This is a genomic window from Streptomyces sp. 63XJN7_1_ISO-PGPR-S23-121 (assembly GCF_056173025.1).
Genome location: NZ_CM149653.1, coordinates 7,718,057 through 7,742,489 on the forward strand (window position 1 = coordinate 7,718,057; position 24,433 = coordinate 7,742,489).

23 protein-coding genes, 4 tRNA genes and 1 other RNA gene are annotated in these 24,433 nt (G+C 75.2%); 17 read left to right on the forward strand and 11 right to left on the reverse strand.

Going from position 1 to position 24,433, the window contains the following annotated elements:
- Nucleotides 1–121 precede the first annotated feature (121 nt).
- The 8 genes from AC0VYN_RS34515 (at nt 122) to AC0VYN_RS34550 (ending at nt 4,844) form a co-directional block, all read left to right on the forward strand.
- Complete coding sequence (locus AC0VYN_RS34515) at nt 122–439, forward strand: histone-like nucleoid-structuring protein Lsr2 (RefSeq protein ID WP_385466775.1); 318 nt, start codon at nt 122–124, stop codon at nt 437–439.
- 233 nt (nt 440–672) lie between these two features.
- Nucleotides 673–744 (forward strand) — tRNA-Gly (locus AC0VYN_RS34520).
- An 80-nt stretch (nt 745–824) separates the two neighbouring features.
- Nucleotides 825–897, forward strand: a tRNA-Gly gene (locus AC0VYN_RS34525).
- A 136-nt stretch (nt 898–1,033) separates the two neighbouring features.
- Nucleotides 1,034–1,996 (forward strand): ABC transporter ATP-binding protein, encoded by a 963-nt coding sequence (locus AC0VYN_RS34530; RefSeq protein ID WP_475534132.1) that lies wholly within the window; start codon nt 1,034–1,036, stop codon nt 1,994–1,996.
- Nucleotides 1,993–2,814 carry an ABC transporter permease gene (locus tag AC0VYN_RS34535; protein WP_475534133.1) on the forward strand — a complete coding sequence of 274 codons (822 nt, stop codon included), beginning with the start codon at nt 1,993–1,995 and terminating at the stop codon, nt 2,812–2,814. Before AC0VYN_RS34530 ends, AC0VYN_RS34535 begins: the two co-directional genes overlap by 4 nt.
- Nucleotides 2,815–2,857: 43 nt before the next feature.
- Nucleotides 2,858–4,123 carry a sensor histidine kinase gene (locus tag AC0VYN_RS34540; RefSeq protein ID WP_475534134.1) on the forward strand — a complete coding sequence of 422 codons (1,266 nt, stop codon included), beginning with the start codon at nt 2,858–2,860 and terminating at the stop codon, nt 4,121–4,123.
- A complete protein-coding gene (locus AC0VYN_RS34545) occupies nt 4,120–4,734 on the forward strand; it encodes a response regulator (protein WP_385466763.1) in 615 nt (204 codons plus the stop codon). Before AC0VYN_RS34540 ends, AC0VYN_RS34545 begins: the two co-directional genes overlap by 4 nt.
- Before the next feature lie 34 nt (nt 4,735–4,768).
- Nucleotides 4,769–4,844, forward strand: a tRNA-Gly gene (locus AC0VYN_RS34550).
- Between the two features lie 49 nt (nt 4,845–4,893).
- Here AC0VYN_RS34550 and AC0VYN_RS34555 read toward each other — a convergent pair.
- The 6 genes from AC0VYN_RS34555 to ffs form a co-directional block, all read right to left on the reverse strand.
- Nucleotides 4,894–5,790 carry a phosphoribosylaminoimidazolesuccinocarboxamide synthase gene (locus AC0VYN_RS34555; protein ID WP_385466760.1) on the reverse strand — a complete coding sequence of 299 codons (897 nt, stop codon included), beginning with the start codon at nt 5,788–5,790 and terminating at the stop codon, nt 4,894–4,896.
- An 84-nt stretch (nt 5,791–5,874) separates the two neighbouring features.
- Nucleotides 5,875–7,386, reverse strand: a complete 1,512-nt coding sequence (locus AC0VYN_RS34560) for a N,N-dimethylformamidase beta subunit family domain-containing protein (protein ID WP_475534135.1) — start codon at nt 7,384–7,386, stop codon at nt 5,875–5,877.
- A gap of 165 nt (nt 7,387–7,551) precedes the next feature.
- Nucleotides 7,552–9,465 (reverse strand): M48 family metalloprotease, encoded by a 1,914-nt coding sequence (locus tag AC0VYN_RS34565; RefSeq protein WP_475534136.1) that lies wholly within the window; start codon nt 9,463–9,465, stop codon nt 7,552–7,554.
- Nucleotides 9,466–9,755: 290 nt separating this feature from the next.
- Nucleotides 9,756–11,021, reverse strand: coding sequence for a phosphoribosylamine--glycine ligase (gene purD / locus AC0VYN_RS34570; RefSeq protein ID WP_475534137.1), 1,266 nt, complete (start codon nt 11,019–11,021; stop codon nt 9,756–9,758).
- 141 nt (nt 11,022–11,162) lie between these two features.
- Nucleotides 11,163–13,502, reverse strand: a complete 2,340-nt coding sequence (locus AC0VYN_RS34575) for a DNA polymerase III subunit gamma and tau (protein ID WP_475534138.1) — start codon at nt 13,500–13,502, stop codon at nt 11,163–11,165.
- Nucleotides 13,503–13,550: 48 nt separating this feature from the next.
- An RNA gene (ffs, locus tag AC0VYN_RS34580) (signal recognition particle sRNA small type) lies at nt 13,551–13,645 on the reverse strand.
- Nucleotides 13,646–13,719: 74 nt separating this feature from the next.
- Between ffs and AC0VYN_RS34585 the strand changes: the two genes are divergently transcribed.
- Nucleotides 13,720–13,807, forward strand: a tRNA-Ser gene (locus AC0VYN_RS34585).
- 80 nt (nt 13,808–13,887) lie between these two features.
- Here AC0VYN_RS34585 and AC0VYN_RS34590 read toward each other — a convergent pair.
- The 4 genes from AC0VYN_RS34590 to AC0VYN_RS34605 form a co-directional block, all read right to left on the reverse strand.
- Nucleotides 13,888–15,729: a copper resistance CopC/CopD family protein gene (locus tag AC0VYN_RS34590; RefSeq protein ID WP_475537044.1), complete on the reverse strand. Its 1,842-nt coding sequence runs from the start codon at nt 15,727–15,729 to the stop codon at nt 13,888–13,890.
- Nucleotides 15,730–15,947: 218 nt separating this feature from the next.
- A complete protein-coding gene (locus AC0VYN_RS34595; RefSeq protein ID WP_475534139.1) occupies nt 15,948–16,427 on the reverse strand; it encodes a cupin domain-containing protein in 480 nt (159 codons plus the stop codon).
- A 5-nt stretch (nt 16,428–16,432) separates the two neighbouring features.
- Nucleotides 16,433–17,041 carry a GNAT family N-acetyltransferase gene (locus AC0VYN_RS34600; RefSeq protein ID WP_475534140.1) on the reverse strand — a complete coding sequence of 203 codons (609 nt, stop codon included), beginning with the start codon at nt 17,039–17,041 and terminating at the stop codon, nt 16,433–16,435.
- Nucleotides 17,034–19,103, reverse strand: coding sequence for a penicillin acylase family protein (locus AC0VYN_RS34605; RefSeq protein WP_475534141.1), 2,070 nt, complete (start codon nt 19,101–19,103; stop codon nt 17,034–17,036). Before AC0VYN_RS34605 ends, AC0VYN_RS34600 begins: the two co-directional genes overlap by 8 nt.
- An 81-nt stretch (nt 19,104–19,184) precedes the next feature.
- Between AC0VYN_RS34605 and AC0VYN_RS34610 the strand changes: the two genes are divergently transcribed.
- The 7 genes from AC0VYN_RS34610 to AC0VYN_RS34640 all read left to right on the forward strand — a co-directional run bounded on the left by AC0VYN_RS34610 (nt 19,185) and on the right by AC0VYN_RS34640 (nt 23,185).
- The gene (locus tag AC0VYN_RS34610) at nt 19,185–19,907 is read left to right on the forward strand and encodes a siderophore-interacting protein (protein WP_475534142.1); all 723 of its coding nucleotides are present in this window, start codon (nt 19,185–19,187) and stop codon (nt 19,905–19,907) included.
- 24 nt (nt 19,908–19,931) lie between these two features.
- A complete protein-coding gene (locus AC0VYN_RS34615) occupies nt 19,932–20,525 on the forward strand; it encodes an HhH-GPD-type base excision DNA repair protein (protein WP_475534143.1) in 594 nt (197 codons plus the stop codon).
- 90 nt (nt 20,526–20,615) lie between these two features.
- The gene (locus AC0VYN_RS34620; RefSeq protein WP_475534144.1) at nt 20,616–21,293 is read left to right on the forward strand and encodes an HdeD family acid-resistance protein; all 678 of its coding nucleotides are present in this window, start codon (nt 20,616–20,618) and stop codon (nt 21,291–21,293) included.
- 91 nt (nt 21,294–21,384) lie between these two features.
- Nucleotides 21,385–21,762, forward strand: a complete 378-nt coding sequence (locus AC0VYN_RS34625; RefSeq protein WP_475534145.1) for a hypothetical protein — start codon at nt 21,385–21,387, stop codon at nt 21,760–21,762.
- Between the two features lie 57 nt (nt 21,763–21,819).
- The gene (locus AC0VYN_RS34630) at nt 21,820–21,957 is read left to right on the forward strand and encodes a hypothetical protein (RefSeq protein WP_385470671.1); all 138 of its coding nucleotides are present in this window, start codon (nt 21,820–21,822) and stop codon (nt 21,955–21,957) included.
- A 153-nt stretch (nt 21,958–22,110) separates the two neighbouring features.
- On the forward strand, nt 22,111–22,407 hold the full coding sequence (locus AC0VYN_RS34635) for a type II toxin-antitoxin system VapB family antitoxin (protein WP_003999914.1): 297 nt from the start codon (nt 22,111–22,113) through the stop codon (nt 22,405–22,407).
- 157 nt (nt 22,408–22,564) lie between these two features.
- Nucleotides 22,565–23,185, forward strand: coding sequence for a LytR C-terminal domain-containing protein (locus tag AC0VYN_RS34640; RefSeq protein ID WP_385470690.1), 621 nt, complete (start codon nt 22,565–22,567; stop codon nt 23,183–23,185).
- Nucleotides 23,186–23,212: 27 nt separating this feature from the next.
- On the opposite strand, the gene upp is transcribed toward AC0VYN_RS34640, so the two are convergent.
- Nucleotides 23,213–23,848 carry a uracil phosphoribosyltransferase gene (gene upp / locus AC0VYN_RS34645; RefSeq protein WP_475534146.1) on the reverse strand — a complete coding sequence of 212 codons (636 nt, stop codon included), beginning with the start codon at nt 23,846–23,848 and terminating at the stop codon, nt 23,213–23,215.
- A 341-nt stretch (nt 23,849–24,189) separates the two neighbouring features.
- On the opposite strand from upp, the gene AC0VYN_RS34650 reads away from it, so the two are divergent.
- Nucleotides 24,190–24,429, forward strand: coding sequence for a hypothetical protein (locus AC0VYN_RS34650; protein ID WP_475534147.1), 240 nt, complete (start codon nt 24,190–24,192; stop codon nt 24,427–24,429).
- The last annotated feature ends 4 nt before the right edge of the window (nt 24,430–24,433 follow it).

Consider the following 24,433-nt stretch of genomic DNA (forward strand, 5'->3'; position numbering starts at 1 on the left):
GGGCACTGTACAAATGAAATGTCATTAGCCGATACTTTGCCCAATTACAGGCGAACAGTCGGCATCCTCGCCGTGTCCTGGCACGTCATCGCGGAGATGCCGCACGAAGGGACCGATATTCGTGGCGCAGCGTGTCGTGGTCACTCTCTTTGACGACATCGACGGCTCGGAAGCGGCGGAGACGATCGCCTTCGGAGTCGACGGCCGGATGTACGAGATCGACCTGAACGAAGCCAATGCCCGGGAACTGCGCAAGGCTCTCGAGCCCTACGTGTCGGCGGGCCGGAAGCGCTCGCGATCCGGGAAGGCGTACCGGCAGACGGAGGTCGCCCCCGACCCGGCGGCCGTCCGCGCCTGGGCCCAGGCGAACAGGATGGACGTGCCCGCGCGGGGCCGGATCCCCAAGAAGGTCTACGAGGCGTTCGCCGAGGCGCAGTGAGCCGGCGCGCGGTGAGCCGTGGGCGGTGAGCCCGTGGCGCGGTGAGCCGTGGCGCGCGCCGGTCGCACGCCCGCCGGACGCCCCGGCGCTCCGGCGGCCGGCGGTCCCGCGCGGATCACCGACGGCCGCTCAGCCGCCCCCCGCGGCAACCGACTTGCGCAGCACCCCGGGTGATCAGCTAAAGTCTGGAGCACGCCGAGGGGCGAGGCCGAAAGGCCCAGCTCACGGAACATGCGGGTGTAGTTCAGTAGTAGAACATCCCCCTTCCAGGGGGAAGGCGCAGTGTGCAATTCCTGTCACCCGCTCTGCATCGCCGTACCGGCCACTCGATTGGATCAGGTAGGCTGGTGCTCGCACCGATCGGTGAAAGCCGGTCGGCGGCAATGCGGACGTAGCTCAGTTGGTAGAGCGCAACCTTGCCAAGGTTGAGGTCGCGAGTTCGAGCCTCGTCGTCCGCTCGGGAATCAGACCCCGGTCCTCCGAGGACCGGGGTCTTTTCGTGTGCCCCGGACCGGAACCGCCCCTGACATTTGTCACGCCGAGCGATGACACTCCGCACTGCCGCGCGGTCCGCGGCGCCGGGATGCTCGGAGCATGCAAGCAAACGGACACGAACACGTGATTGAGGTCACCGACCTGCGGCGTGTGTACGGGGGCGGGTTCGAGGCGGTGCGCGGGATCGACTTCTCCGTGCGCCGCGGGGAGATCTTCGCGCTGCTGGGCACGAACGGAGCCGGCAAGACCTCGACGGTCGAACTCCTCGAGGGCCTCGCGGCACCGGCCGGCGGCCGGGTACGCGTCCTCGGGCACGACCCGTACACCGAGCGGGCCGCCGTACGCCCCCGCACCGGGGTCATGCTCCAGGAGGGCGGCTTCCCCTCCGAGCTGACCGTCGCCGAGACCGCGCGGATGTGGGCGGGCTGTGTGAGCGGGGCCCGGCCCGAGGCGGAGGTGCTGGCGCTGGTCGGGCTGTCGGGCAAGCGGGGCACCCGCGTGAAGCAGCTCTCCGGCGGCGAGCGGCGCCGGCTGGACCTGGCGCTCGCGCTGCTCGGCGAGCCCGAGGTGCTCTTCCTCGACGAGCCCACCACCGGGCTGGACGCCGAAGGCCGCCGCGACACCTGGGAGTTGGTGCGCTCGCTGCGCGACGGGGGGACGACGGTGCTGCTGACCACGCACTACCTGGAGGAGGCCGAGGACCTCGCCGACCGGCTCGCGATCCTGCACGAGGGCCGCATCGCCGCCACCGGGACCCCGGCCGAGGTGACCGCCACCCAGCCCTCCCGGATCTCCTTCGAGCTGCCCGACGGCTGGTTCGTGGGCGACCTGCCGCCGCTCGGCGAGCTCGGCGTCGGCGAGCACCGGGTCGACGGCCGCACGGTCCGGCTGCGCACCCGGGAGCTGCAGCGGGCGGCCACCGCGCTGCTCAAGTGGGCCGACGGCGCCGGTGTCGAACTCCGCGGACTGGACGTGCGGTCCGCGTCCCTGGAGGAGGCGTTCCTGCGGATCGCGGAGGACGCGTCCGCGGGGACCACGGCGACGAAGGAGTACGCGGCATGAGCGGCACCGCCATCGGTACCGAGGGACGCACGGCGCGGGCCGGCCGGGCGGGCGCCACCACGCCGCTGGGCCGGATGACCGCGCTGGCCCGGGCCGAACTGACCCTGCTGGGACGGAGCAGGGGCACGCTCGTCGCCGCCCTGTTCGTGCCGCTGGTACTGCCGCTCAGCGTGCGCTCGGCGGCCAAGGAGATGGACCTCGCCGGGGCCGGACTGACGGTCGGCACCGTCGTCCTGCCCGCCGCGGTCGGCTTCTCCCTGCTGTTCGCCGTCTACTCGGCCCTCGTCGGCGTCTTCGTCGTCCGGCGCGAGGAACTCGTGCTCAAGCGGCTGCGCACCGGCGAGCTGCGGGACGCCGAGATCCTGGGGGGCGCGGCGCTCCCGGCCTCCGTCATCGGGCTCGTGCAGTGCCTGCTGCTGACGGCGGGCTGTGCGGTCCTGCTGGACCTGCCCGTGCCGCCCGCGCCGCATCTGGCGGTCGCCGGCGTGCTGTTGGGCCTCGTGATGTGCGCCGGCCTCGCGGCGGTCACCGCCGGCTTCACCCGGACCGGCGAGAGCGCGCAGGTCACGCCTATGCCGTTGATGATCGTCTCGATGCTCGGCTCCGGCGTGGCCGTCCCGCTGGAACTGATGCCCGACCGGCTGGCCGGCGTCTGCGAGCTGCTGCCGCTGACGCCCGTCGTCACTCTGGTGCGGGGCGCCTGGACCGGCGACCTGTCGGCGTCCGCGGCCCTGGGCGCGCTGGCCACGGCGGTGGCCTGGACGGTGGTAGCGGTGTTTGCTGTACGGCGGTGGTTCCGCTGGGAACCGCGACGCTGAGGCACGGACGGGCCCGGGCCGGGGAGACGGGGTGAGCGGGGACATGCGCGGAACGCGGCACTGGTGGCGGCGGAAGAGCACGCCGGCGAAGGTGGAGACCTACACCCGGTGGTCGTTCCACTTCTTCGGCGTCCTCGAGGTCCTCGCGCTGGGGGTGCCGAACTTCCACCAGGTCGGGCCGCGGCTCGCGACCGTTCTGTGCTCGCTGGTCGTCGTGCACGCCGGGCTCTGCATGCTGGTCGCGTCGCGGGCACTGGACTGGACGCGCGGGCGGCGGGCGCAGCCGGTCCGGCTGCTGTGGGCGCTCGCCGCGCTCACCGCGGTGATCGCCGTCGGCGCGATCGGTGTCGCCGAGCGCGGACCGGCCGGGCCCGGTGCGGACTCCGCGGCGGGCGGGGTCTTCGGCGGTGTGCTGTGCTTCGGTGCCGGCATGATCACCCTCGGCGTGCACAACCGGCGCCGGGTGGTCGCCGTCGTCAGCGGCTTCGCGTTCGGTGCCGGGGTCGTGTCCTTCCCGCTGGGCATGCCGGGGCTCGGCTCGCTCGTGGTGGCGTGCGTCGTCCTGCTGGGCGGCGGGTTCCTCGCCTTCACCTCGATCTTCTCCGTGTGGCTGCTCAACGCGGTCTACACGCTGGACGAGGCCAGGGAGACGCGGGCCCGGCTCGCCGTCGCCGAGGAGCGGCTGCGGTTCGGCCGTGACCTGCACGACGTGATGGGGCGGAACCTGGCCGTGATCGCGCTCAAGAGCGAGCTGGCCGTGCAGCTGTCCCGGCGGGGGCGGCCCGAGGCGGTGGAGCAGATGATCGAGGTGCAGCGGATCGCGCAGGAGTCGCAGCGGGAGGTCCGCGACGTCGTCCGCGGCTACCGGGAGGCCGACTTGGAGGTCGAACTCGCCGGTGCCCGGGGCGTGCTGGGGGCGGCCGGGATCTCCTGCGAGGTCCGCGGCGACCCGGCCGGGCTGCCCGCCGAGGTGCAGTCGGCGCTCGGCTGGGTGGTGCGGGAGGCGACCACGAACGTGCTCCGGCACGGGGACGCGGGAAAGTGTGCCGTGGTGGTGCGGTTGTCGGAGGGGCATGTGGTGCTGACGGTGGAGAACGACGGGGTGACGGAGCCGGCCGGGGCGGATTCGCCCGGTGCCCCGGGCGGCGCTGCCGCCTCCGACGGCTCGGGACTCGCCGGGCTGCGGGAGCGGCTGTCCGCCGTCGGCGGCACGCTGGAGGCCGGGCCCGTCGGCAGGGGCGTGTTCCGGCTCACGGCCGAGGTGCCGCTGCCGCAGGCCGCCGGCGTCGTGCTGGAGGCCGCGTCGTGACGGCCCCGGTGCGCGTGCTGCTCGCCGACGACGAGCACCTGATCCGCGGCGCGCTGGCCGCCCTGCTGTCCCTGGAGGACGATCTCGTGGTGGTCGCCGAGGCGGCCACCGGTCCGGAGGCCCTGGCGATGGCGCGGGCGCACGCACCGGATGTCGCGGTCCTGGATCTCCAGATGCCCGGCGCCGACGGTGTGAAGGTCGCCACATCCCTGCGCACCGAGCTGCCCGGCTGCCGGGTGCTGATCGTGACCAGCCACGGGCGGCCCGGGCATCTGAAACGGGCGCTCGCGGCGGGTGTGCGCGGGTTCGTCCCCAAGACCGTCAGCGCGCAGCGGCTGGCCGAGCTGATCCGCACCGTGCACGCCGGAAACCGCTACGTCGACCCGGAGTTGGCCGCGGACGCGATCTCCGCCGGGGACTCGCCGCTGACCGCGCGGGAGGCCGAGGTGCTGGAGCACGCGGCCGACGGGGCGCCCGTCGCGGAGATCGCCGAGCGGGCCGCGCTCGCCGAGGGGACCGTGCGGAACTACCTGTCGTCGGCCGCCACGAAACTCGGCGCGGAGAACCGGCACGCGGCGGTGCGCCTCGCACGGGAGCGGGGTTGGGTATAGTTGCTCTCGCACCACGGCGCAGCCCGCGGCGCAGGCGAACGTAGCTCAGTTGGTAGAGCGCAACCTTGCCAAGGTTGAGGTCGCGAGTTCGAACCTCGTCGTTCGCTCCACGAAGGAAGCCCCCGGTCCAGGCCGGGGGCTTCCTTCGTGTCTCCGTGTCTACCAGCGCACGCCCGTCAGTCGCTCGTAGGCCTCGACGTACTTGGCGCGGGTCGCCTCCACGACCTGCTGCGGCAGCGCCGGCGGGGGCTGCTCGCTCTTCCGGTCCCAGCCGGAGGCCGCCGAGGTCAGCCAGTCCCGCACGAACTGCTTGTCGTAGGACGGCTGCGCGCTGCCCGGCTGCCACTGGTCGGCGGGCCAGAAGCGCGAGGAGTCCGGGGTGAGGACCTCGTCGGCGAGGACGAGCTCCTCGCCCTCGAAGCCGAACTCGAACTTGGTGTCGGCCAGGACGATCCCGCGCTCGCGGGCGATGTCCCGGGCGCGGGAGTAGACGGCGAGGGTGGCCTGGCGCAGGGCGGCCGCGGTGTCCGCGCCGACCTGGCGGGCGACCTCCTCGTAGGAGACGTTCTCGTCGTGCTCGCCGACCTCGGCCTTGGTGGCCGGGGTGAAGATCGGGGCGGGCAGCTCCGAGCCGTCGACGAGACCCTCGGGGAGGGCGAGGCCGCAGACGGTACGGGTCTCCTTGTACTCGGCCAGGCCCGAGCCGGTGAGGTAGCCGCGGGCCACGCACTCCACGGGGACCATCCGCAGCGACTTGCAGACCAGGGTGCGGCCGCGCCAGTCGGCGGGGGCGCCCTCGGGCAGCGTGGTGCTCAGGACGTGGTTGGGCACCAGGTCGGCGAGCTGGTCGAACCACCACAGGGAGAGCTGGGTGAGCACCCGTCCCTTGTCGGGGATCTCGGTGGGCAGCACCCAGTCGTAGGCGGAGATGCGGTCGCTGGCGACCATCACGAGGTCGCCCGCCTCGTTCCGGTACAGGTCGCGCACCTTGCCGGTGTGCAGATGCACCAGGCCCGGAACCTCAAGCGGCTCGGGCTTTTCGACGAATCCGGACACGGTTCCTCCCCGTGGTTCTGTCCAAGTACGTCGATTCTCCCGTATGCGGCGATCGGTCTCCGCCCGGGGTGGCCGCGGACGCGGTCAGTCGCGTTTGCAGATGCGGTCCAGGAGGTTGGCGGTGGCCCGCTGGACACGCGGGTCGACGTGGTCGGGGCGGTCCAGGGCCGGGGACCAGGCGAACGTCCCGGACGCGAACACCCAGGCGCCGGACGGCGCCCGGTACAGGGACGTCTCCTGATGGCGCCGGGCACCGTCGACGTCGGTGTACGGGGAGTGGGCGAGGAGGACGCGCTCGTCGTGCCGGGGGAGCGGGGCGCGCGGGAAGTAGCGGTCGGCCTCGCCGGCGACCAGGTCCTCGATCTCGTCGCCCTCCTGGGCGCCGGTCGCCTCCCAGAGCCAGTGGCCGGCGTTGCGGACGATCAGCGGGTGCGGTTCCGGGACGCGTCCGGCGTACTGGATGCCGAGCAGCTGCTGCTCGGCGCGGTCGACCTCCCGCCACAGCACCGGCCGGCCGGGGCCCTGGCGCTTGCGGCAGGTCAGCAGGCGGTCGGGGACGCCGGAGGGGGAGGGCGCCAGCTCCACCTGCCAGTACATGGTGTTGGCGGAGAGGAAGACCAGGGACGTGCCGTGCTCGCGGGCCAGCTCGGTGGTGCGGCGCATGGGCACGGACCAGTACTCGTCGTGGCCCGGGAAGACCAGGCCCCGGTAACGGGTCGGGTCGACGCGGCCGGAGTGCAGATCGCGGGCGTCGGCGTAGGCGAGGTCGTAGCCGTAGCGCTCGGCGAAGCGGATGAAGTCGTAGGCGTGGCCGACGTGCAGGGGCAGCCCGGCACCCGCGTAGGGGCGGTCGAAGGAGACGGTCGTCGCGGCGTCCGCCTCCCCCAGCAGCCGGCCCTCCTCGTCCCAGGCGTGGTAGAGGCTGGCGCCGGTACGGCCGTCCTCCGGGTAGAGGTTGTACGCCTGCCAGGTGATGTCCGGCAGGAGCAGCAGGAGGTCGGCCGGGTGGTCGTCGCGGACCGTGAAGGGCACGTGGGAGCGGTAGCCGTCGGCGGTGGTGAGGACGGCGACGTACGCGCCGATGTTCCAGTACGACGGGATCTGCAGCCGCCAGGACAGCCACCAGTGGTGGCAGGAGACGGTGCGGTCGGCGGTGAGCGGCGCGGGCTGGACGATGCCGGACAGCCGGGGACTGGTGGTGATCTTGGCCGCGCCGTCTCCGCCGTAGTGACCGATCCGGTAGACGTCGACGGCGAACTCCTGCGGCGGGTCGACGGTGATGTGGAAGTCGATGGCCTCGCCGGGGGCGGCGGCTCCGGTGGCGGTGAAGCCCTTGATCTGGCGGCGGACGTCGTCGGCGGCGCGGGGGCCGCCACCGGTGGTGCGCCGCTCGGAACTCCGCCGGCCCGTCCGGGTGCCCGACCCGGCTCCGGCCGGGTCGGGGTCCGGGTCCACGTACCAGGGGACGACCTGACCGGTGTCGCCGAAGTAGGCCTCGTCTCCGCGCAGCCAGGGCACGGGCCCCTGGCCGAAGGGATCCGTCACGGCGTGCGCGAGTGCTCCCGACTCCCAGCGGCGGATGTGCTCGGGCCCCATGGGACTGCCCCCTCCCTCGTGCCCCCGTGGTCGTGCGTATGACGAACGCTCTTGCCATGTGCGCGATCGGTCCCAGCACATCACATTCAGCGCGTGTGCTGTCACTGTTCGTCGCGAAGTGACCGAAAGTGGAGTACATGAATCCGCTTCCAGGGGATCGCGGTGTCAGACCAGGCGCACCGGCTTCTCCGCGCGTACGCCGAGCTCCGTCAGCCAGGCGCGCAGGGGGGCCGGGTCGCCGGTCTCGACGAGGCTGCGGACGCGGGGGGCCAGGTCCGCGGCGCGGACGCCGTTGACCAGCAGGGACGGGCCGTCGAGCCAGTCGAGGCCGGGAGCGGCGCCGGCGGTGTCCATCGCCGCGCAGCACACCATCGCCGTGATGTGGTCGGTGAGGACCTCCCGGCCGGTGCGCGGGGGCTGGAGCGGGAGGAGAGGCAGCGCGCGGTCGTCCCAGAGGACGCTGTCGGGGCCCGCCTGCCCGGCGGCCGCCGCTCCCGGGGCGGGGGCCGGGGCTCCGGCGGTCCCGGCCTCCTCGCGGGCCAGCTGCGCACTCAGGCCGGCGGCCAGGGCGGCGCCGCGGGGCGTGGTGTCGGCGAGGTCGTCGTCGTCGCCGGGGGCGGGGGTGCCGGGCTCGGGGTCCCGGTTCGGGCCGGTGTCGGCGGGGGGCAGCGGGTCGGGGACGTCCGACGCGGCTTCCGTGCCGGGCTCGGTCCGCGTCCCGGGCCGCGTCTCCGGCCGTGTCTCCGGCCGCGGGGGTCCGTCACGGTCCGGCGACGGGCCGGACGCGAGCTGGGCGGAGCGGCCGGTGAGGTGGTCCAGGACGCGGGCCAGGGTGGGGCCGTCGGTGCCGGGCGCCGTCTCCTCGGCGGTGCGGCGGACGCCCAGGGTGTCGAGGACGCGGTGGAGACGGGCCGCGTTCGTGCGCCAGGTCCGGTCGACGACCTCCTCCGGATACTCGTCCCACCCCACCGGCGCCCAGTCCGGGCCTCTCTCCGCCGGTCCGCCGTGGAAGAGGCGCGCGGCGAGCAGGGAGACCGACTCGTCGATCAGCCCGGGTTCCTCCAGCAGGTCGCAGGCGGGACGCTCGCCCAGGCGCGAGGTGAAGCCCTCGGCCAGGCGGTCGCGGCGGGAGAGTTCCGTGAGGGCCGCCACGACGCCCACGTCCAGCCGGGCGGGCCAGCGGCCCATGCGCCAGGCGGGCAGCGCCACCCGGGTCAGCAGCCGGTCCCAGCCCGCGTACGCCAGCCCGACCTGCTCCTGGGCGACGATCCGCAGCCCGTAGTCCACGGCCTGCGCGCGCTCGGCGGCCGCCGCCGCGACCCCCCGCTCCATCTCGGCGGCGTGGACCCGGCAGCCGCGCAGCAGCAGCCGGGAGACCCGGCCGAGGCCGGCGCACACCGCGCGGGACAGCAGACAGCGGTCCCGGGCCGCGGCCACCGCCACCGCCGCGTCCAGGCCCCGTACGAAGCGCCGGGCGGCGGCTATGTCGGGGTGCGCCGACGGTCCCGTACCGGCGACGACCGGGGCGAGGACCGCGCGCAGCTCGCCCACGCGCATCCACCACAGGAAGGGCGAGCCGATGACGAGGACGGGCGCGGCGGGGGCGCGCCGGCGGCCGGGCCCACCCGGGACGTCGTCGTGCCGCTCCCCGGAGGGCGGGCCGTGGGCGGGGTGGGTGCGGTCCTCCAGCCAGCTGTCGCAGTCCGGGGTGAGCGCTATCGCGGACGGGGCGGGCACCTCGAGCCGGTCGGCGAGGTCGCGCACCATCCGGTAGAGGTCCGGCGCCGACTCCTCGGCGACGGGGACCGTCGGGGTCATGGCGGGCCGCGCGCGGGCGACGACCAGGGCGATCCCCGCGGCGGCCGCCAGGACGAGGAGCGCGAGCGCGGACACGGTCCAGCGGGCGGCGTCCCAGCCCGTGCCCACGAGGTGGCCGGTGGCGCCGCCCGCGAGCAGGATCACCGCGGCGGCGGCGGGCAGCAGGGCGACGGCCAGTGCCCGGCCGCGGACGCGCAGCACGGCCAGCGCCCGGGAGCGCGCCGCACGCGCGCCCATCTCCACACCACCGGTACCGGTCACGACCGGACCTCACCCCCTCCTCGCTGCCCTGGGACTGCGCTCCCGCTGTTGCTCACTCCCCCACTGTGGCACCCGACACCGACATCGCAATGCCGGTGGGCCAAGTGCCGGAACGCTTGCGCGGCACCCTAGTTGGGGCCTTCACGCCCGTCAGCCGTATGGCGGATCGGTCACTCGATGGAATGGCTTTGGGGAAAGGTGGATGACGGACAGCAAGGATCAGGCCCCGGCTCCTGGGTCGGAGCCGGGGCCTGTCGGGCGGCGTGCGGCGCGGACGCCCGCCGGGGCGGTCAGGCCCCGGTCGTGCTCTCCGCCGCCGCCTTCGCCGCGATGTCCGTACGGTGCTGGGACCCTTCGAGGCCGATGCGGGCGACGGCCCGGTAGGCACGGTCGCGGGCCTCGGTGAGGTCCGCCCCGATGGCCGTGACGGACAGGACGCGACCGCCGGCGCTGACGACGGCGTCGCCCTCGCGACGGGTGCCGGCGTGCAGGACGTAGGCGTGCGGGGCGTCCTCGGCGGCCACCTCGTCGAGCCCGGTGATCGGGTCGCCGGTGCGCGGGGTGCCGGGGTAGTTGTGGGAGGCGACGACCACGGTGACGGCCGCGTCGTCGCTCCAGCGCAGGGGCTCGAGGTCGGCGAGGTTGCCGGTGGCGGCGGCCATCAGCAGACCGGCGAGCGGGGTCCTGAGACGGGCCAGGACGACCTGGGTCTCGGGGTCGCCGAAGCGGGCGTTGAACTCGATCACCCGGACGCCGCGCGAAGTGATCGCGAGTCCGGCGTACAGCAGGCCGGAGAAGGGGGTGCCGCGGCGGCGCATCTCGTCGACGGTCGGCTGCAGGACGCTCTCGACGACCTCGTCGACCAGCTTGGGGTCCGCCCACGGCAGCGGCGAGTAAGCGCCCATGCCGCCGGTGTTCGGGCCCTCGTCGCCGTCGAGGGCGCGCTTGAAGTCCTGGGCGGGCTGGAGCGGGCGGACGTTCTCGCCGTCGGTGACGGCGAAGAGGGAGACCTCGGGGCCGTCGAGGTACTCCTCGACGACCACGCGCTCGCAGGCGTTGGCGTGCGCCCGGGCCGCCTCGATGTCGTCGGTGACGACGACGCCCTTGCCGGCGGCGAGCCCGTCGTCCTTGACGACGTACGGGGCGCCGAAGGCGCCGAGGGCCGCGTCGACCTCGGCCGGGTTCGTACAGACGTACGAACGGGCCGTGGGGACTCCGGCGCCGGCCATCACGTCCTTCGCGAAGGCCTTGGAGCCCTCGAGCCGCGCGGCCCGACCGGAGGGGCCGAAGACCGGGATGCCCGCCTCGCGCACGGCGTCGGCGACCCCGGCGACGAGGGGCGCCTCGGGCCCGACCACGACCAGGTCGGCGCCGAGCTCGGTGGCCAGCGCGGTCACGGCCGCGCCGTCGAGGGCGTCGACCCGGTGCAGTTCGGCGACCTCGGCGATACCGGCGTTGCCGGGTGCGCAGTGCAGCGCGGTGACGTCGGGGTCGAGGGACAGGGAACGGCACAGGGCGTGTTCGCGGGCGCCGCCGCCGATGACAAGGACCTTCACGGGGGCCAGCCTAATGCGCAGGGGCCCGGCCGGTTTGTGCGGGCTTCCGAAGGGGCGGGCGGCGGGCGCTCGTGCGTTCCTCCAGTCGCCGTCCTCCTGTACCGCCCGCCCGGTGCGCCCGGGGCGGGCGGCGGACGGCGTCTACTCGTGCGCGATCTCCTCGACCACCGTCGCTCCCAGCTCCCGCACGAGCAGGTCCTTGCCGGAGAGCGCCGACTCGTCGAGGTCCGGGTCGTCGTCCTCCGGGATGTCGTCCTCCGGGGAGACCGGTGGCGGCGGTTCGGGCGCGGCGGGCCGGGGAGCGGGGTCGGCCGCCGGGGCGGACGCCGCCGAGCCGTGCGCGGAGGGCGCCGCGGACGAGCCGGGACCCCGGGACGGCGGGCTCGCGGGGGCCGGTGCCGCCGGACGCTGAGCGGGCGCACCGCCGGCCGGCCCGCCGTGGCCGCCGGAGCCGCCGTAGCCACCGCCGCCGTAACCGCCGGGCGGGCCGGCGGGGGGCGGGGGTGCCGAACCGCCGGAGGGGTCGACGACCGCGTCGACCTTCCACTGCACGTTGAACTGCTCGGCGAGGGCCTGCCGCAGGACGTCCTCGCTGCCGCTGCTCAGGAAGTTGTCGCGGGCCCCGGCGTTGACGAAGCCGATCTGGAGGGTCGTGCCGTCGAACCCGGTCACCTGGGCGTTCTGGCTGAGCAGGATCCAGGTGAACCGGCGGCGGTTCTTGACCGCCTCCAGGATGTTGGGCCAGAGCGAGCGCGGGTCGGGGCCGCCGCGCGGGGCCACCGGGGCCGCGGGCGGCACGGCGGCGGCCGGCGCGGGTGCCGGGGCGGACGCGGCCGGAGCCTGGGCCGGGGCGGCCGGAGCGGTCGGGGCGGGGGGCTGTCCGCCGCCCGCCGGAGCTGCCGTGGGCCATCCTCCGGGCCGCCGCCCACCGCCCGCCGGAGCCGCGGTGGGCCAGGCGCCCGGCGCGGGCGCCGAGGCGGGGGGCGGCGCGGGCGCGGTGGGAGCCGGGGCGCCGGGGGCGGGTGCGGACGCCGGAGCGGGAGCGGGCGCGGGCGCGGGCGTCGGAGCAGGGGCGGGGGCAGGTGCGGACGCCGGGGCAGGGGCGGGAGCGGGACCGGCGCCCGGCATGGAGGGCGCGCCCTCGCCGGCCGCCGCGCCACCGCCGGCACCCGGCCCCCGTACCGCCGCCCGGGCCGCGGCCGGACCGCCGCCCGGCGGGACCGGCGCGGCGGCCGCCGGGCTCGCGGCACCGGCCGGACCGGCATGGGCCTCGGGCCCGGGCACGTACCCCGTGGCGGGCGCCCCGGCCCCCGCCGAGAACTGCACCCCGCGCTCGATCCGGTCCAGCCGGGCCATCACCGACCGCTCGTCGCCGTACGCGGCGGGCAGCAGCACGCGGGCGCAGATCAGCTCCAACTGAAGGCGGGGCGAGTGGGCGCCGCGCATCTCGGTGAGGCCCTCGTTGACGAGGTCGGCGGCGCGGCTCAGCTCCGCGGCACCGAAGGACCGCGCCTGGGCCAGCATCCGTTCGATGACGTCGGCGGGGGCGTCGATGAGCCCCTTCTCCGCGGCGTCGGGCACGGCGGCGAGGATGACGAGGTCGCGGAGCCGCTCCAGCAGGTCGGTGACGAAGCGCCGCGGGTCGTTGCCGCCCTCGATCACCCGGTCCACGACCTCGAAGGCGGCCGAGCCCTCTCCGGAGGCGAACGCCTCGACGACGGAGTCGAGCAGCGAGCCGTCCGTGTAGCCGAGGAGGGCGGTCGTCATGTCGTACGTCACACCGTCGGGACCGGCGCCCGCGAGCAGCTGGTCCATGACGGACATGGAGTCACGCACGGAACCGGCGCCCGCCCGCACGACCAGCGGCAGCACGCCGTCCGCGACGGGGATGTCCTCCTTGCCGCACACCTCGGCGAGATAGTCGCGCAGGGTGCCGGGCGGCACGAGCCGGAACGGGTAGTGGTGGGTCCGCGACCGGATGGTCCCGATGACCTTCTCGGGCTCGGTGGTCGCGAAGATGAACTTCAGGTGCTCCGGAGGCTCCTCGACGACCTTCAGCAGGGCGTTGAAACCCTGCGGGGAGACCATGTGGGCCTCGTCGATGATGTAGATCTTGTACCGGCTGGAGGCGGGCCCGAAGAAGGCCTTCTCCCGCAGGTCACGGGCGTCGTCCACACCACCGTGCGAAGCGGCGTCGATCTCGATGACGTCGATCGAGCCCGGCCCGTTCCTCGCCAGGTCGCGGCAGGACTGGCACTCGCCGCACGGCGTCGGCGTGGGGCCCTGCTCGCAGTTCAGGCACCGGGCCAGGATGCGCGCGCTGGTCGTCTTGCCGCACCCGCGCGGACCGCTGAAGAGGTACGCGTGATTGACCCGGTTGTTCCGCAGCGCCTGCTGCAGCGGGTCGGTGACATGCCCCTGCCCGATGACCTCGGCAAAGGACTCCGGGCGGTAACGGCGGTAGAGCGCGAGAGACGACACGCATACGAGGTTATAGGCGCCCACCGACAACCGGACCGCCCCGCGAACGCAGGCGCCCCCCACGCACCCGCCAGAGCCGACCTACCCTTGCTGCCTTCCGGCCCTGGGGGAGTTCAGTCAGATAGCGCCGCGTGAGGGGCTGGCCCACACGTTACCCGATCCGGGGCCCAGAGAACGAGTTCGCAAGCACTCTCCGGCGTCATGTAATGTTTGCCGCGGAGGATTCGCCTAGAGGCCTAGGGCGCACGCTTGGAAAGCGTGTTGGGGGCAACCCCTCACGAGTTCGAATCTCGTATCCTCCGCCAGTGCCTCACCGGGCACGAAGTCGAAGGGCCCCACCGTTCGCGGTGGGGCCCTTCGACGTTGCCGCCCGCTGCGCACCGGTTCAGGGCAGGATCCTGATCCTTCGCGACTCGCTCACCTGGTCCACCTCCGTCACGCGGACCGTCGCCTTCATGGTCCAGGTGCCCGGGAGGGGAAGGGTCAGGGAGTTGGCGCTCCAGTAGCCGCCCCGGTCGACGAGCTCGGCGGCGATCGGGCCGATGCCCCGGTCGGGGAGGGTGAAGGAGAGGCGCAGTTCGGGAACGGCGGCGAGGCTCCCGTCGGGGCCGAAGACGACGGCCTGGACCGCGTTGTCGCCGGTGCGGCCGGGGTCCAGGGTGATCTGGACCGTGCCCCGGCCGCCGGCGGTGCCCGTGTCGAAGGGGATCGTGGTGACCGACGCGGGCAGCACCCCGCCCGCCGGTGCGGACCGAGCCGCCTCGACCGCCGCCCGGCCCGGCACGGTGCCGGCGAGGAGGGTCGTGAGCACCAGAACGACGGCCGCGACGACGGCCTCGGCCAGGACGGACCGGCGCAGGCCCCGGCGGTGGGAGGCGACCGGGTCGGCGGCCTCGTCCCCGGCGGACGGACCGGCGGGCCCCGGTCCCGGCCCGGCCGGCGAGGGGGCGGGCGCCGGTGGTGGCAGGGGCGCGGCGGTCCGCGGCGAGGCGCCCACCGGCACGGGAGCCTCCACCGCCCGGGTCGGTGCCGCCTCCGGCCGGTGAGCCCGTGCCGCCTCCGTCGTCACCAGCGCGGCCGTCCACCGCCGTGACACCGCCGCCGCCGGCAGCAGCAGTACGGACACCCCGGCCAGCTTGACGAGCAGCAGCCGTCCGTACGTCGTCCCGGTGAGCGCCGGCCAGGAACCGAGGCCGCGCCAGGACTGGAAGACGCCGGTGACGGCCAGGACGGTCACGCAGACGAGGGCGACGCGGGAGAAGCGGGCGACCGTGGCGGTGTCCGGGGACCCGCGCAGGGTGGTGAGCAGGGCCACGAGGCCGCCGAGCCAGACGGCCGTGGCCAGCAGGTGGAGCACGGCCGACGTCACCGCCAGGGGGACCAGGGGACCGGCGACGGCGTGCTCGGCGGCGGCCCAGGTCAGGGCCAGTCCGACGGCCAGGGCGGCGCCCGCCGCGACGGTGAGGGGACCGTGCTCGCGGCGGCGGGGGACGCGGGCGAGGAACAGGGCGGCCGGTGCGAGCAGCGCCAGCCGGGTCAGCAGCAGCGCGCCGGGACGGCTCGTGAGTGTGCGGCCGAGGGCGTCCGCGTTCAGGGCCGTCGCGGGGCCGGTGCCCGCCTCGTACGGGGCGCGCAGCACCAGCAGCGCCACGGTGGCCGCCAGCAGGGTCCACCAGCCGGTCACCAGGAGGCGGCGCAGCGGGGCGGGGTCCGGCGGGCGGCACAGGGCGGTGAAGGCGGCCGTGCCGACGAGCAGGGCGGCGGCCAGGTGGGCGAGGTAGCGGGCGATCCGGTGGAGGGTGGCGGTGAGCGGGTCCTCGGTGGGGCCGGCGGCGTTCGCGGCGGTCGTCGCGGAGGGCTTGCCGACGGAGAAGGTGAAGGCGCCGGAGACGGGGTGACTGTCGGCCGAGACCACCCGCCAGGCCACGGTGTAGGTGCCCTCGCCGAGCGCGTCCGGCAGGGTCACGCGGGCCGTGTCGGAGCGTCCGTCCGCGTGCCCGGCGTCCTCGGTGCGCAGGCGGTGGCCGCCGGGGTCGAGGACGCGGAAGGAGTCGTCGCGCAGGCCGACGGACTCGGTGAAGGTCAGGGTGACGGCGCGGGGCGCCCGCCGGAGGACGGTGCCGTCCCCGGGGTCGGTGGAGCGGAGGGCGGCGTGGGCGGACGCCGGCGCCGCGCCGCCGAGGACGAGCAGGACCAGCACGGCCGCCAGCAGCGCCGGCCCCCGCACCGGCCGGCGGCCACGGGGCCGCCGGGGACTTCGGACCGTGCCGCCGGTCCCGCCGGTGACACCCGTGCCACCCGTGCCGCCACGCCTCACGTCACATCTCCGTCGCCGGGACTCGCCGTCGTCGATGTGTACGGACGCGGACGCCGTCCCGCTCACCGGGGAGCGGGGCGGCCCTCACCGCGTCGTGTTCGCCCGGGGCCGTGCGGTCGCCGGGGGCGTCACGGCCGGGACAGTGCCGCGATCCGCGCGGCCTCGGCCGGCCAGCGTGCCGTGAGGGCGGCCGCGTCGCCGTGCTCGTAGTCCCCGTAGGTGAAGCCGGGTGCCATCGTGCAGCCGAACAGCGTCCACGCGCCGCCCGTCGCCACCCGGCCGCCCATCCAGGTGCCGGCGGGGACGGTGCACTGCACGTGCTGTCCGCCCAGGACGTCCGGTCCGAGCACCGCCGTGCGCGCGCTGCCGTCCGGGGCGAGGAGCAGCAGCTCCAGCGGATCGCCGAGGTAGAAGTGCCAGACCTCGTCGGTGGGCAGGCGGTGCAGGGCGGAGAAGTCGCCCGGCCGGGCGGTCAGCAGGGCGACGATCGCGGTGCCGGCGGGGCGTCCGTCCGGACGCGGCGGGCCGGCCCAGGTCTGCCGGAACAGGCCGCCCTCGCGGGGGATCGGCTCCAGCCCGTAGTGCGCGACGAGGTCCTCAGGAGTCACCGGGGTCACCCCGGGAACGCTACCTCCCGGCGGAGGAAGGCGAGCTGCGCTCTCTTCTCGGGCAGGTAGACGTCCGGCAGGTCGATCTCCGGCAGCACGACCCGCGGGCCCGCGGTGAAGCCCTGTCTGGCGAAGCGGGCGATGGCCTTGTCGTTGCGCACGTCCGGGTCGACCACGACCCGCTCGCGGTCCAGGCCCAGCAGGACGTACGCGAGGAGGGCGCCGGTCAGCGCGGCGGTCCAGCCGGGCCGCGTGCCGCCCGGCCCGGTGGGCGCGACCAGGAGGTGGACTCCGATGTCGCCGGGTTCGGCGTCGTAGCACTCGCTCACCCGGTCGGCCTCGGGCTCGTAGGTCTGGAACAGCGCGACGGGGACGTCGTCCGTGACCACCAGGAAGGCGTGATGCGTGTCGAGGCCGGCCATGTGGGCGTAGATCCCGGCCACCTGATCCCGCGTGAGGCCGTTCATGCCCCAGAAGGCGGCCCGCTCCTCGCTCACCCAGCCGTGGATCACCCCGGCGTCGGCGGCGGGGTCGAGGGGCAGGACCCGGACGGTGCCGAAACCGTCGAGCGCCTGCTCGTGGACGGCGCTGCGGGAGAGGTACGGGTCAGACATCGGTCTCCTTCACGAGCCGGTCGAAGTCGGTGACCACCAGGGCGAGTTCCCCGTCGAGCCACAGGGGCAGCTGGTCGCGGTGGTGGGGCGAGCCGGGGACGCCGGAGGCGCCGTGGGGGACCACCCAGCGGCTGTCCTGCCGGTCGGCCAGGTCCCAGACGTAGCGGGCGGCGGGGCCGCGCGCGGCCCGGTCGGTGAGGCCGGGGACGGCGGAGGTGCACAGCACGCAGTCGTGGTCGCCGGAGAGGCCGGGCTCCTCCGGGGAGGCGTCCGGCAGTGCCCGCCAGGGGGCGAGGCGGTGGGTGTCGCCCCAGGTGCCCGAGGGCTCGCTCGCGGCCACCTCCTCCAGCGCCGCGCGGACCGCTCCGGCGCGGTCGATGCCGTACAGGTCCTCGGCCCGCAGCAGGTGTTCGAGGGCGTAGGCGACGCGCGGCACGAGCGCGAGCCAGGGCTGGAACACCTCGGGGTAGGCGGGCGGGACGGCGGCCGCGCCGAGGGCCGGGTGGGCCGCCAGACGCCGGACGACCGCGCCCCGCACGGCCGCGTAGGCCGCCGCGCCGGTGCTGCCGGCGTCCATGCGGCGGTCCCAGGCGAGGAGGCGGTCGCGCAGGGCGCCGGCCTCGGGGGGCAGGTCCCCGAGGGCCGCCAGGTGGTCGAGGAGGGGTCCGGCGGAGGCGAGGTGGGTGTCGGTGTGGATCGCGGGCATGTCGGCGGCCGACCAGCGGTCCTTGGCGGCGAGCAGGGCGGCGATGCGCTCGGCGCGGTGCGGCGGGGCGAACTCGACGCCGAGGGGGCCGGCCGGGCCCCGCTGGTTGGCCATCACGGCGACGCCGTCGGTGAACCCGGCGCGGGGCGGGGTGTGCCAGCCGGTCCACTCGTGGCCGGGTTCCCACGCGGGTACCGGGCCCGCGCCGTTGGCGGCGGCCCGCACCGGCACCCGGCCCGCGACGCGGTGCAGCAGCCCGCCCTCGGTGTCGGCGGCCTGCACCACGTTGACCGGTTCGGTCCACTCGTCCAGGGCCCGGTCCACGTCGGCGGCCCGGCGCGCCCGCAGCAGCGGCAGCAGGGCGGAGAAGCCCAGGTCGGCGGTGACGCGGGGCGGGTGGCGCAGGCTCAGGGCGAGGGGGGTGCCGTCGTCCAGGCCCTCGGGTCCGCCGGCGATCACCGGACCCCGGTCGGTCTCGACGACCTCGACCTCGACGGGCTCCTCCCCCGCGACCGTGATCAGCTCGGTGTGCCGGGCGGCCCGGTGCCAGGCGCCGTCCGGGCCCAGCGCCTCGATGCCGGCGCCGGTGCGGCGCAGCCGTTCGCGGTACAGGTCCTGGTAGTCGGCCATGGCGTTGGTGATGGCCCAGGCGACCGTGCCGGTGTGGCCGAAGTGGGCAATGCCGGGGACGCCGGGCACGGCGAGGCCGACCACGTCGAACTCCGGGCAGGACAGGTGGATCTGCTGGTAGACGCCGGGTTCCTCGATGTAGCGGTGCGGGTCGCCGGCGATGACCGCGTGCCCGGTCACGGTCCGCTCGCCGCTCACCAGCCAGCCGTTGCTGCCGGCGGTGCCGGGCCCGTCGGTGGCGAAGAGGGCGACGGCGTCCGGGCCGAGGTGCCCGGCGACGTGCGCGCGCCAGAGCTTGGCGGGGAAGCCCGCGAAGAGGATGTGCGTGGCGAGCCAGACGGCGAGTGGCGTCCAGGGCTCCCAGCGGCCGGGCGCGAGGCCGGCGCGCGCGAACTCGGGGGCCGGGCCGTCCGCCGTGAGCGACTCGTTCACCCCGTCGGTGTACGCCCGCACCCAGGCGGCCGTCTGCGGGTGCCGTTCCTCCAGGGCCGCGTGGCAGCGGCGGGCGGTGTCGGCCAGCAGGGCGCGGCGCGCGAACCGGTCCCAGGGCAGGGCCTCGGGGCCGAGGAAGGACGCCGAGGTGCCCTGGGCGCGGTGCCGCTCGACCTCCAGCTGCCAGGCCCGGTCACGGGCGGTCACGCGGCCCTGGGCGCGGGCGAGTTCCTCCGCGCTGTCCGCGCGCAGGTGCGGAATCCCCCAGGCGTCGCGGTAGATCTCGGCGCTCACCCTGTGCCCCTACTTTCCTTTAGGTTAGGCTCACCTAAGTCATACGTCGTGGCGGAATCGTACGTGAAGGGTGAAGGGCCGATGGGGCAGGGGCGGGGCTGGGAGGGCGCGGTCCTCAGGCTGATGCGGGCGAAGGACTTCCGGCTCACCGTGACGGACGCCGAGGACGTCACCCCGCGGTACCGGCGCCTGCGCCTGTCCGACGGCGGCCTGCTGGCGGCGACCGGCGTCCACCCCACGATGTGGGTGCGGCTGTGGTTCGACAACGCGGGCAGGCCGCACCAGCGGGCGTACACGCTGGTCGACCCGGATCCCGCGACCGGCACCTTCGGCATGGAGTTCGCCCTGCACGAGGGGTGCGCCAGCGACTGGGCACGGGCCGCGAAGCCCGGGGACACCGTCGAGGCGACGGTCCAGGGCACCGGCTTCCAGCGGCCCGACCCGGCACCCTCGCGTCTCTTCGCCGTCGCCGATCCGGCGTCCCTGCCGGCCCTGAACTCGCTCCTCGACGCGCTGGACACGGTCCCGGCGACCGTCTGGTTCGAGGGCGAGACCGCCGGCCTGCCCCTGCGCGCCGACCCGGCCCGGCACGAGATCCGCACGGTCCCGCGTCACGACGGGGGCGCCCGGCTGGTCGCCGAGGTGCGGGAGGCACTGCCCGCACTGCTCCGCGACACCCCCCACCCGTACGTCTGGATCGCCTGCGACACGGCGACGACCCGGGCCCTGTCCACCCACGTCCGCAAGGACCTGGGCGTGCCCAGGCAGCGGGTGAACGCGCTGGGGTACTGGCGCGCGACCTGAGCCCGCACGCGCGATCATCGGGGCATGGACGTCACTCTTCACCTCGCCCAGGACCCCGAGGCCGACGAGCTCCTCGGCCGCAGTCCGCTCGCCGCGCTGGTCGGCATGCTGCTGGACCAGCAAGTCCCCATGGAGTGGGCGTTCAAGGGCCCGTCGACCATCGCCCGCCGCATGAACGCCGAGGACCTGGACGCCCACGACATCGCCGCCTTCGATCCCGAGGGCTTCGCGGCCCTGCTCTCGGAGAAGCCCGCCGTGCACCGCTACCCCGGCTCCATGGCGGGCCGCGTCCAGCAGCTGTGCCGGTACCTCGTCGAGAGCTACGACGGTGACGCCGAGGCCGTCTGGCGGGGCGTCGGCACCGGCAGGGAGCTGCTGAAGCGGCTTCAGGAGCTGCCGGGCTTCGGCCGGCAGAAGGCCCAGATCTTCCTCGCCCTGCTGGGCAAGCAGCTCGGCGTCCGTCCCGAGGGCTGGCGGGAGGCGGCCGGCGCCTACGGCGAGCCCAAGTCCTTCCGCTCGGTCGCCGACATCACCGGCCCCGAGTCGCTCGCCAAGGTCCGCGCGCACAAACAGGAGATGAAGGCGGCCGCGAAGGCCGCGAAGACCGCCGGCGCGTAGCCGGGGCGCGGAGCCCGGTCCGCCCCGCGGGGTCAGTCCGGTGGACCGCTCCGGGTGGCGGGAACGGCGCGGCCGTTTTCAGCATGGACCATGACCGAGCCACCGTTCGGCTCCTCCGGGGGCCCGCAGTACGACGACCGCGGAGTGCACGCCCGGCAGGGGACGCACGGCCGGGCGGCCGGCGGGTACGAGCCCGAGCCGCCCGTCGAAGGCCCCCTCCACGTGCTGGCCCGCACCGCCTGGCAGACGGTCCTGGTCACCGGGATCGCCTCGCTGGTCCTCGGCGTGCTGGTGCTGGTCTGGCCGGGGGTGACCCTGCGCGTCGCCGGCGTGCTGTTCGGCCTCTACCTCCTGGTCAGCGGCGTCCTGCAGCTCGCCTCCGCCTTCGGCACGCACGGCAGGACCTCGCTGCGGGTCCTCGCGTTCGTCAGCGGTGCCGTGTCGATCCTGCTGGGTCTGTTCTGCTTCCGCGGCACGCTCCAGTCGGTCCTGCTGCTCGCGCTGTGGATCGGCATCGGCTGGCTCTTCCGCGGCATCACCCAGACCGTGGCCGCCGCGCACGACCCGGCCATGCCCGCGCGCGGCTGGCACGTCCTCCTCGGCGTCGTCACCGTCCTCGCCGGCATCGTCCTGATCGACTCGCCGGTCGAGTCGGTCACCGTCCTCACGGTGGTCGGCGGCTGGTGGCTCGTCGTGGTGGGGGTGGTCGAGATCGTCACGTCCCTGCGCGTCCGGGACCGGGTCCGCCGGGTCCCGCACACCGTGTGAACGGCGCGCCCCGCCCCCGGCCCTGCGCCGGGCGAGTGGTTCCGGCCCGGGGCGTGCTGAACGGCGTACGCCGGGCGGGGACACGACCTGTGTGAGGCCCGCATCGCGCACCACCGCCACGAACCCCGCCGGACGCGCTCCACGCGCCGTCCTCGCCGGGCGCCGCGGCACCTGGGTGCGGGCCCTGGTCCTGTTCCTCGCCCTGCTCGTGCCGTGCGCCCACGCGGCCCCCGCGGTGCCGCCCCCGGTGGTGGCCGCCGAGAGCGGCGGCCCGGGCGGCACGTCCGCCGAGTACGACCACCTCGACGCCGCCCCGAGGGCACCGGCCCGGCTCGCCCGGCGTCCGGCACCGCCCCGGCGCACCCCGCCGCCCGCCACCGCCGGGCACCCCCGCGCCGACGGGCACCGTGCACCGTCCGCTCCGCCGCGCGCCCCGCGCGGCACGCGCTCCGTGGTCCTGCGCTGCTGACCGGACCGGCCACTCCGGTCCCCAGCCCCCGACGGAACGCACCACAGGAGCACAGCCATGCCCGACGATCCCTACGCCGTCCTGCGCGCCCTCCTGCGCGCCGAGGCCGCCCGCCGCACCCCGGCCGGGCCCGGAGCCGAGCGGGACGCCCCGCGCGAACAGCGGGCGCCCGCACGGGAAGAGAGGCGTGACTGACGGGAAACCGCGGTCACCGTGCCCGGTGGGACGCCCGCACGGCCGTCCCACCGGGGCCCCCTTCCCGTTTGCCCTCGTTTACGGCGTCTTTTCCGGCGCCGCGCTGCGCCGTCATGGCTGCGCCCGCGACGCCCGGGCCGGTAGGCTTTCCGTGTGATCTTCAAGCGCATCGGAAACGGCCGGCCGTACCCCGACCACGGCCGGGAAAGCACCCGGCAGTGGGCGGACGTCGCGCCGCGCCCGGTCCGCCTCGATCAGCTCGTGACGACCAAGGGCCAGCTGGACCTGGAGACCCTCCTCGCCGAGGACTCCACGTTCTACGGCGACCTGTTCGCACACGTCGTGAAGTGGCAGGGCGACCTGTACCTGGAGGACGGCCTCCACCGCGCGGTCCGCGCGGCGCTGCAACAGCGTCAGGTGCTGCACGCGCGCGTCCTCGAACTCGACTGACCGGACCCGCGCCGCCCCTCGCCGGGCCCCGCGACGCCGTGGCTTGACCCATTCGGGTGGCATTGCACCGAACCGCGGAACGTCGACTGATCATCTAATAGGCATCGCCGCTCCGGCGCACTACGCTGCGCCCATGAGCATGCTGACTCCCCCTGGCATGGGCGGCCAGTACAAGATCACGGGGGACAAGTACCCACGGATGCGACCGGCCCGCCGACGCGGACGGCTCGCGTTCGCCGGCGTCGCCTGCGCCACCGTCCTCGGAGTCCTCGGCTGGGGCACGCTGCAGCTCATCGACGTCTTCACCGGTGGCGACGAGGCCTCGGCGGCCGGCACCGCGGCGGGCTGCCGGGTCACCCCGGCCCGCGCGAGCGCCTCGCCCGCGGCCGTGGCCGTGCCGAAGCCGGCCCAGATCACCGTCAACGTGCTGAACGCCACCACCCGCAAGGGCCTCGCCCAGCAGACCGCCGACGAGCTGAAGAAGCGAGGCTTCCGCATCGGCGACGTCACCAACGCGCCCGCGCAGTTCGACAAGAAGGTCGACGGCTCGGGGGTGCTGCTCGGACCCGCGGCGGCCCTGAAGGGCGCGCTGCCCGTGCTCGGCACCCAACTGCCGGCCGCCGAGCGGCGCACCGACGCGGCCCGCAAGGGGGCCACCGTGGACCTGATCATCGGCAATGGCTTCAAGGGCCTGGCGAAGCCGGCGGACGCCGACGCGGCGCTGGCCGGGCTGGCCACGCCGCGGCCGACGCCCGCCGCGGAGAAGAAGGGCTGCTGAGCAGCCGTACGGACGCGCCGCGAGCCGCTACTCGGCGGCTCCGTACATCCGGTCGCCCGCGTCGCCGAGGCCCGGCACGATGTAGCCCTGGTCGTTGAGGCGCTCGTCGACCGAGGCCGTCACGACCGTCACCGGGGTGCCGGCCAGCTCGCGCTCCATCACCTCGACGCCCTCGGGGGCGGCGAGCAGCACCACGGCCGTGACGTCGTCGGCACCGCGCTTGATCAGCTCCTGGATGGCGGCGACCAGCGTGCCGCCGGTGGCCAGCATCGGGTCCAGCACGTACACCTGACGCCCGGAGAGGTCGTCCGGCATGCGGGTGGCGTAGGTGGAGGCCTGCAGCGTCTCCTCGTTGCGCACCATGCCGAGGAAGCCCACCTCGGCGGTCGGCAGCAGCCGGACCATGCCGTCGAGCATGCCGAGACCGGCGCGCAGGATCGGCACCACCAGCGGGCGCGGGTGGGAGAGCTTGACGCCGGTGGTCTTCGTGACCGGCGTCTGGATGTCGACCTGTTCGGTGCGCACGTCACGCGTGGCCTCGTAGGCGAGCAGGGTGACCAGTTCGTCGGCGAGACGGCGGAAGGTCGCGGAGTCGGTGCGCTGGTCGCGCAGCGTGGTGAGCTTGTGGGCGACCAGGGGGTGGTCGACGACGTGGAGACGCATGTCCCCCACAGTAACCGGGCCCCGTCACACCGGCGTCCCCGCGGCCGGTCGAGCGCGCACCGGGGCCCTCGCCCGGCTCGTGGGCGTCGAAACGCCCGTCCGGGGGAAGGCGGGAGGGACGGACGCGGGGTGGTGAGACTGTGCCTGACCGGGACATTCACGACATGTCGTCCCCGGGCGAGGAGCCGGGGACACGGCAGAGGACGGGGACGGAGAACAGGCCGAGAACGGAACGCGGACCGGGGACGGAGCGCGGACCGGGGACAGCACGCGGACGCGGACCCGGCGCGGAGCGCGGACCCGGCACCGGACGCGGACCCAGCACGGAGCGCGGACCCGGGATGGGACGAGGGCCCGGCACGGACCGCGCCCCCGGCACGGAGCGCGGGCCGGGGGCGGAGCGCCGGTCGGGGGCGGAGCGTTGGTCGGCCGCGGACGCGGAGGCCGAGCGCCGTCGGCGCCGCGCCCAGTTCCTGCGCGACCTCGCGGAGGCCCGGGAGCTGCGGGACCGCGTCCAGCCGCGCCGCGCGAAGGCCGCCCGGCTGCGCCACGCGATGCGCATGCGCACGTTCCGCTGGTAGCGCC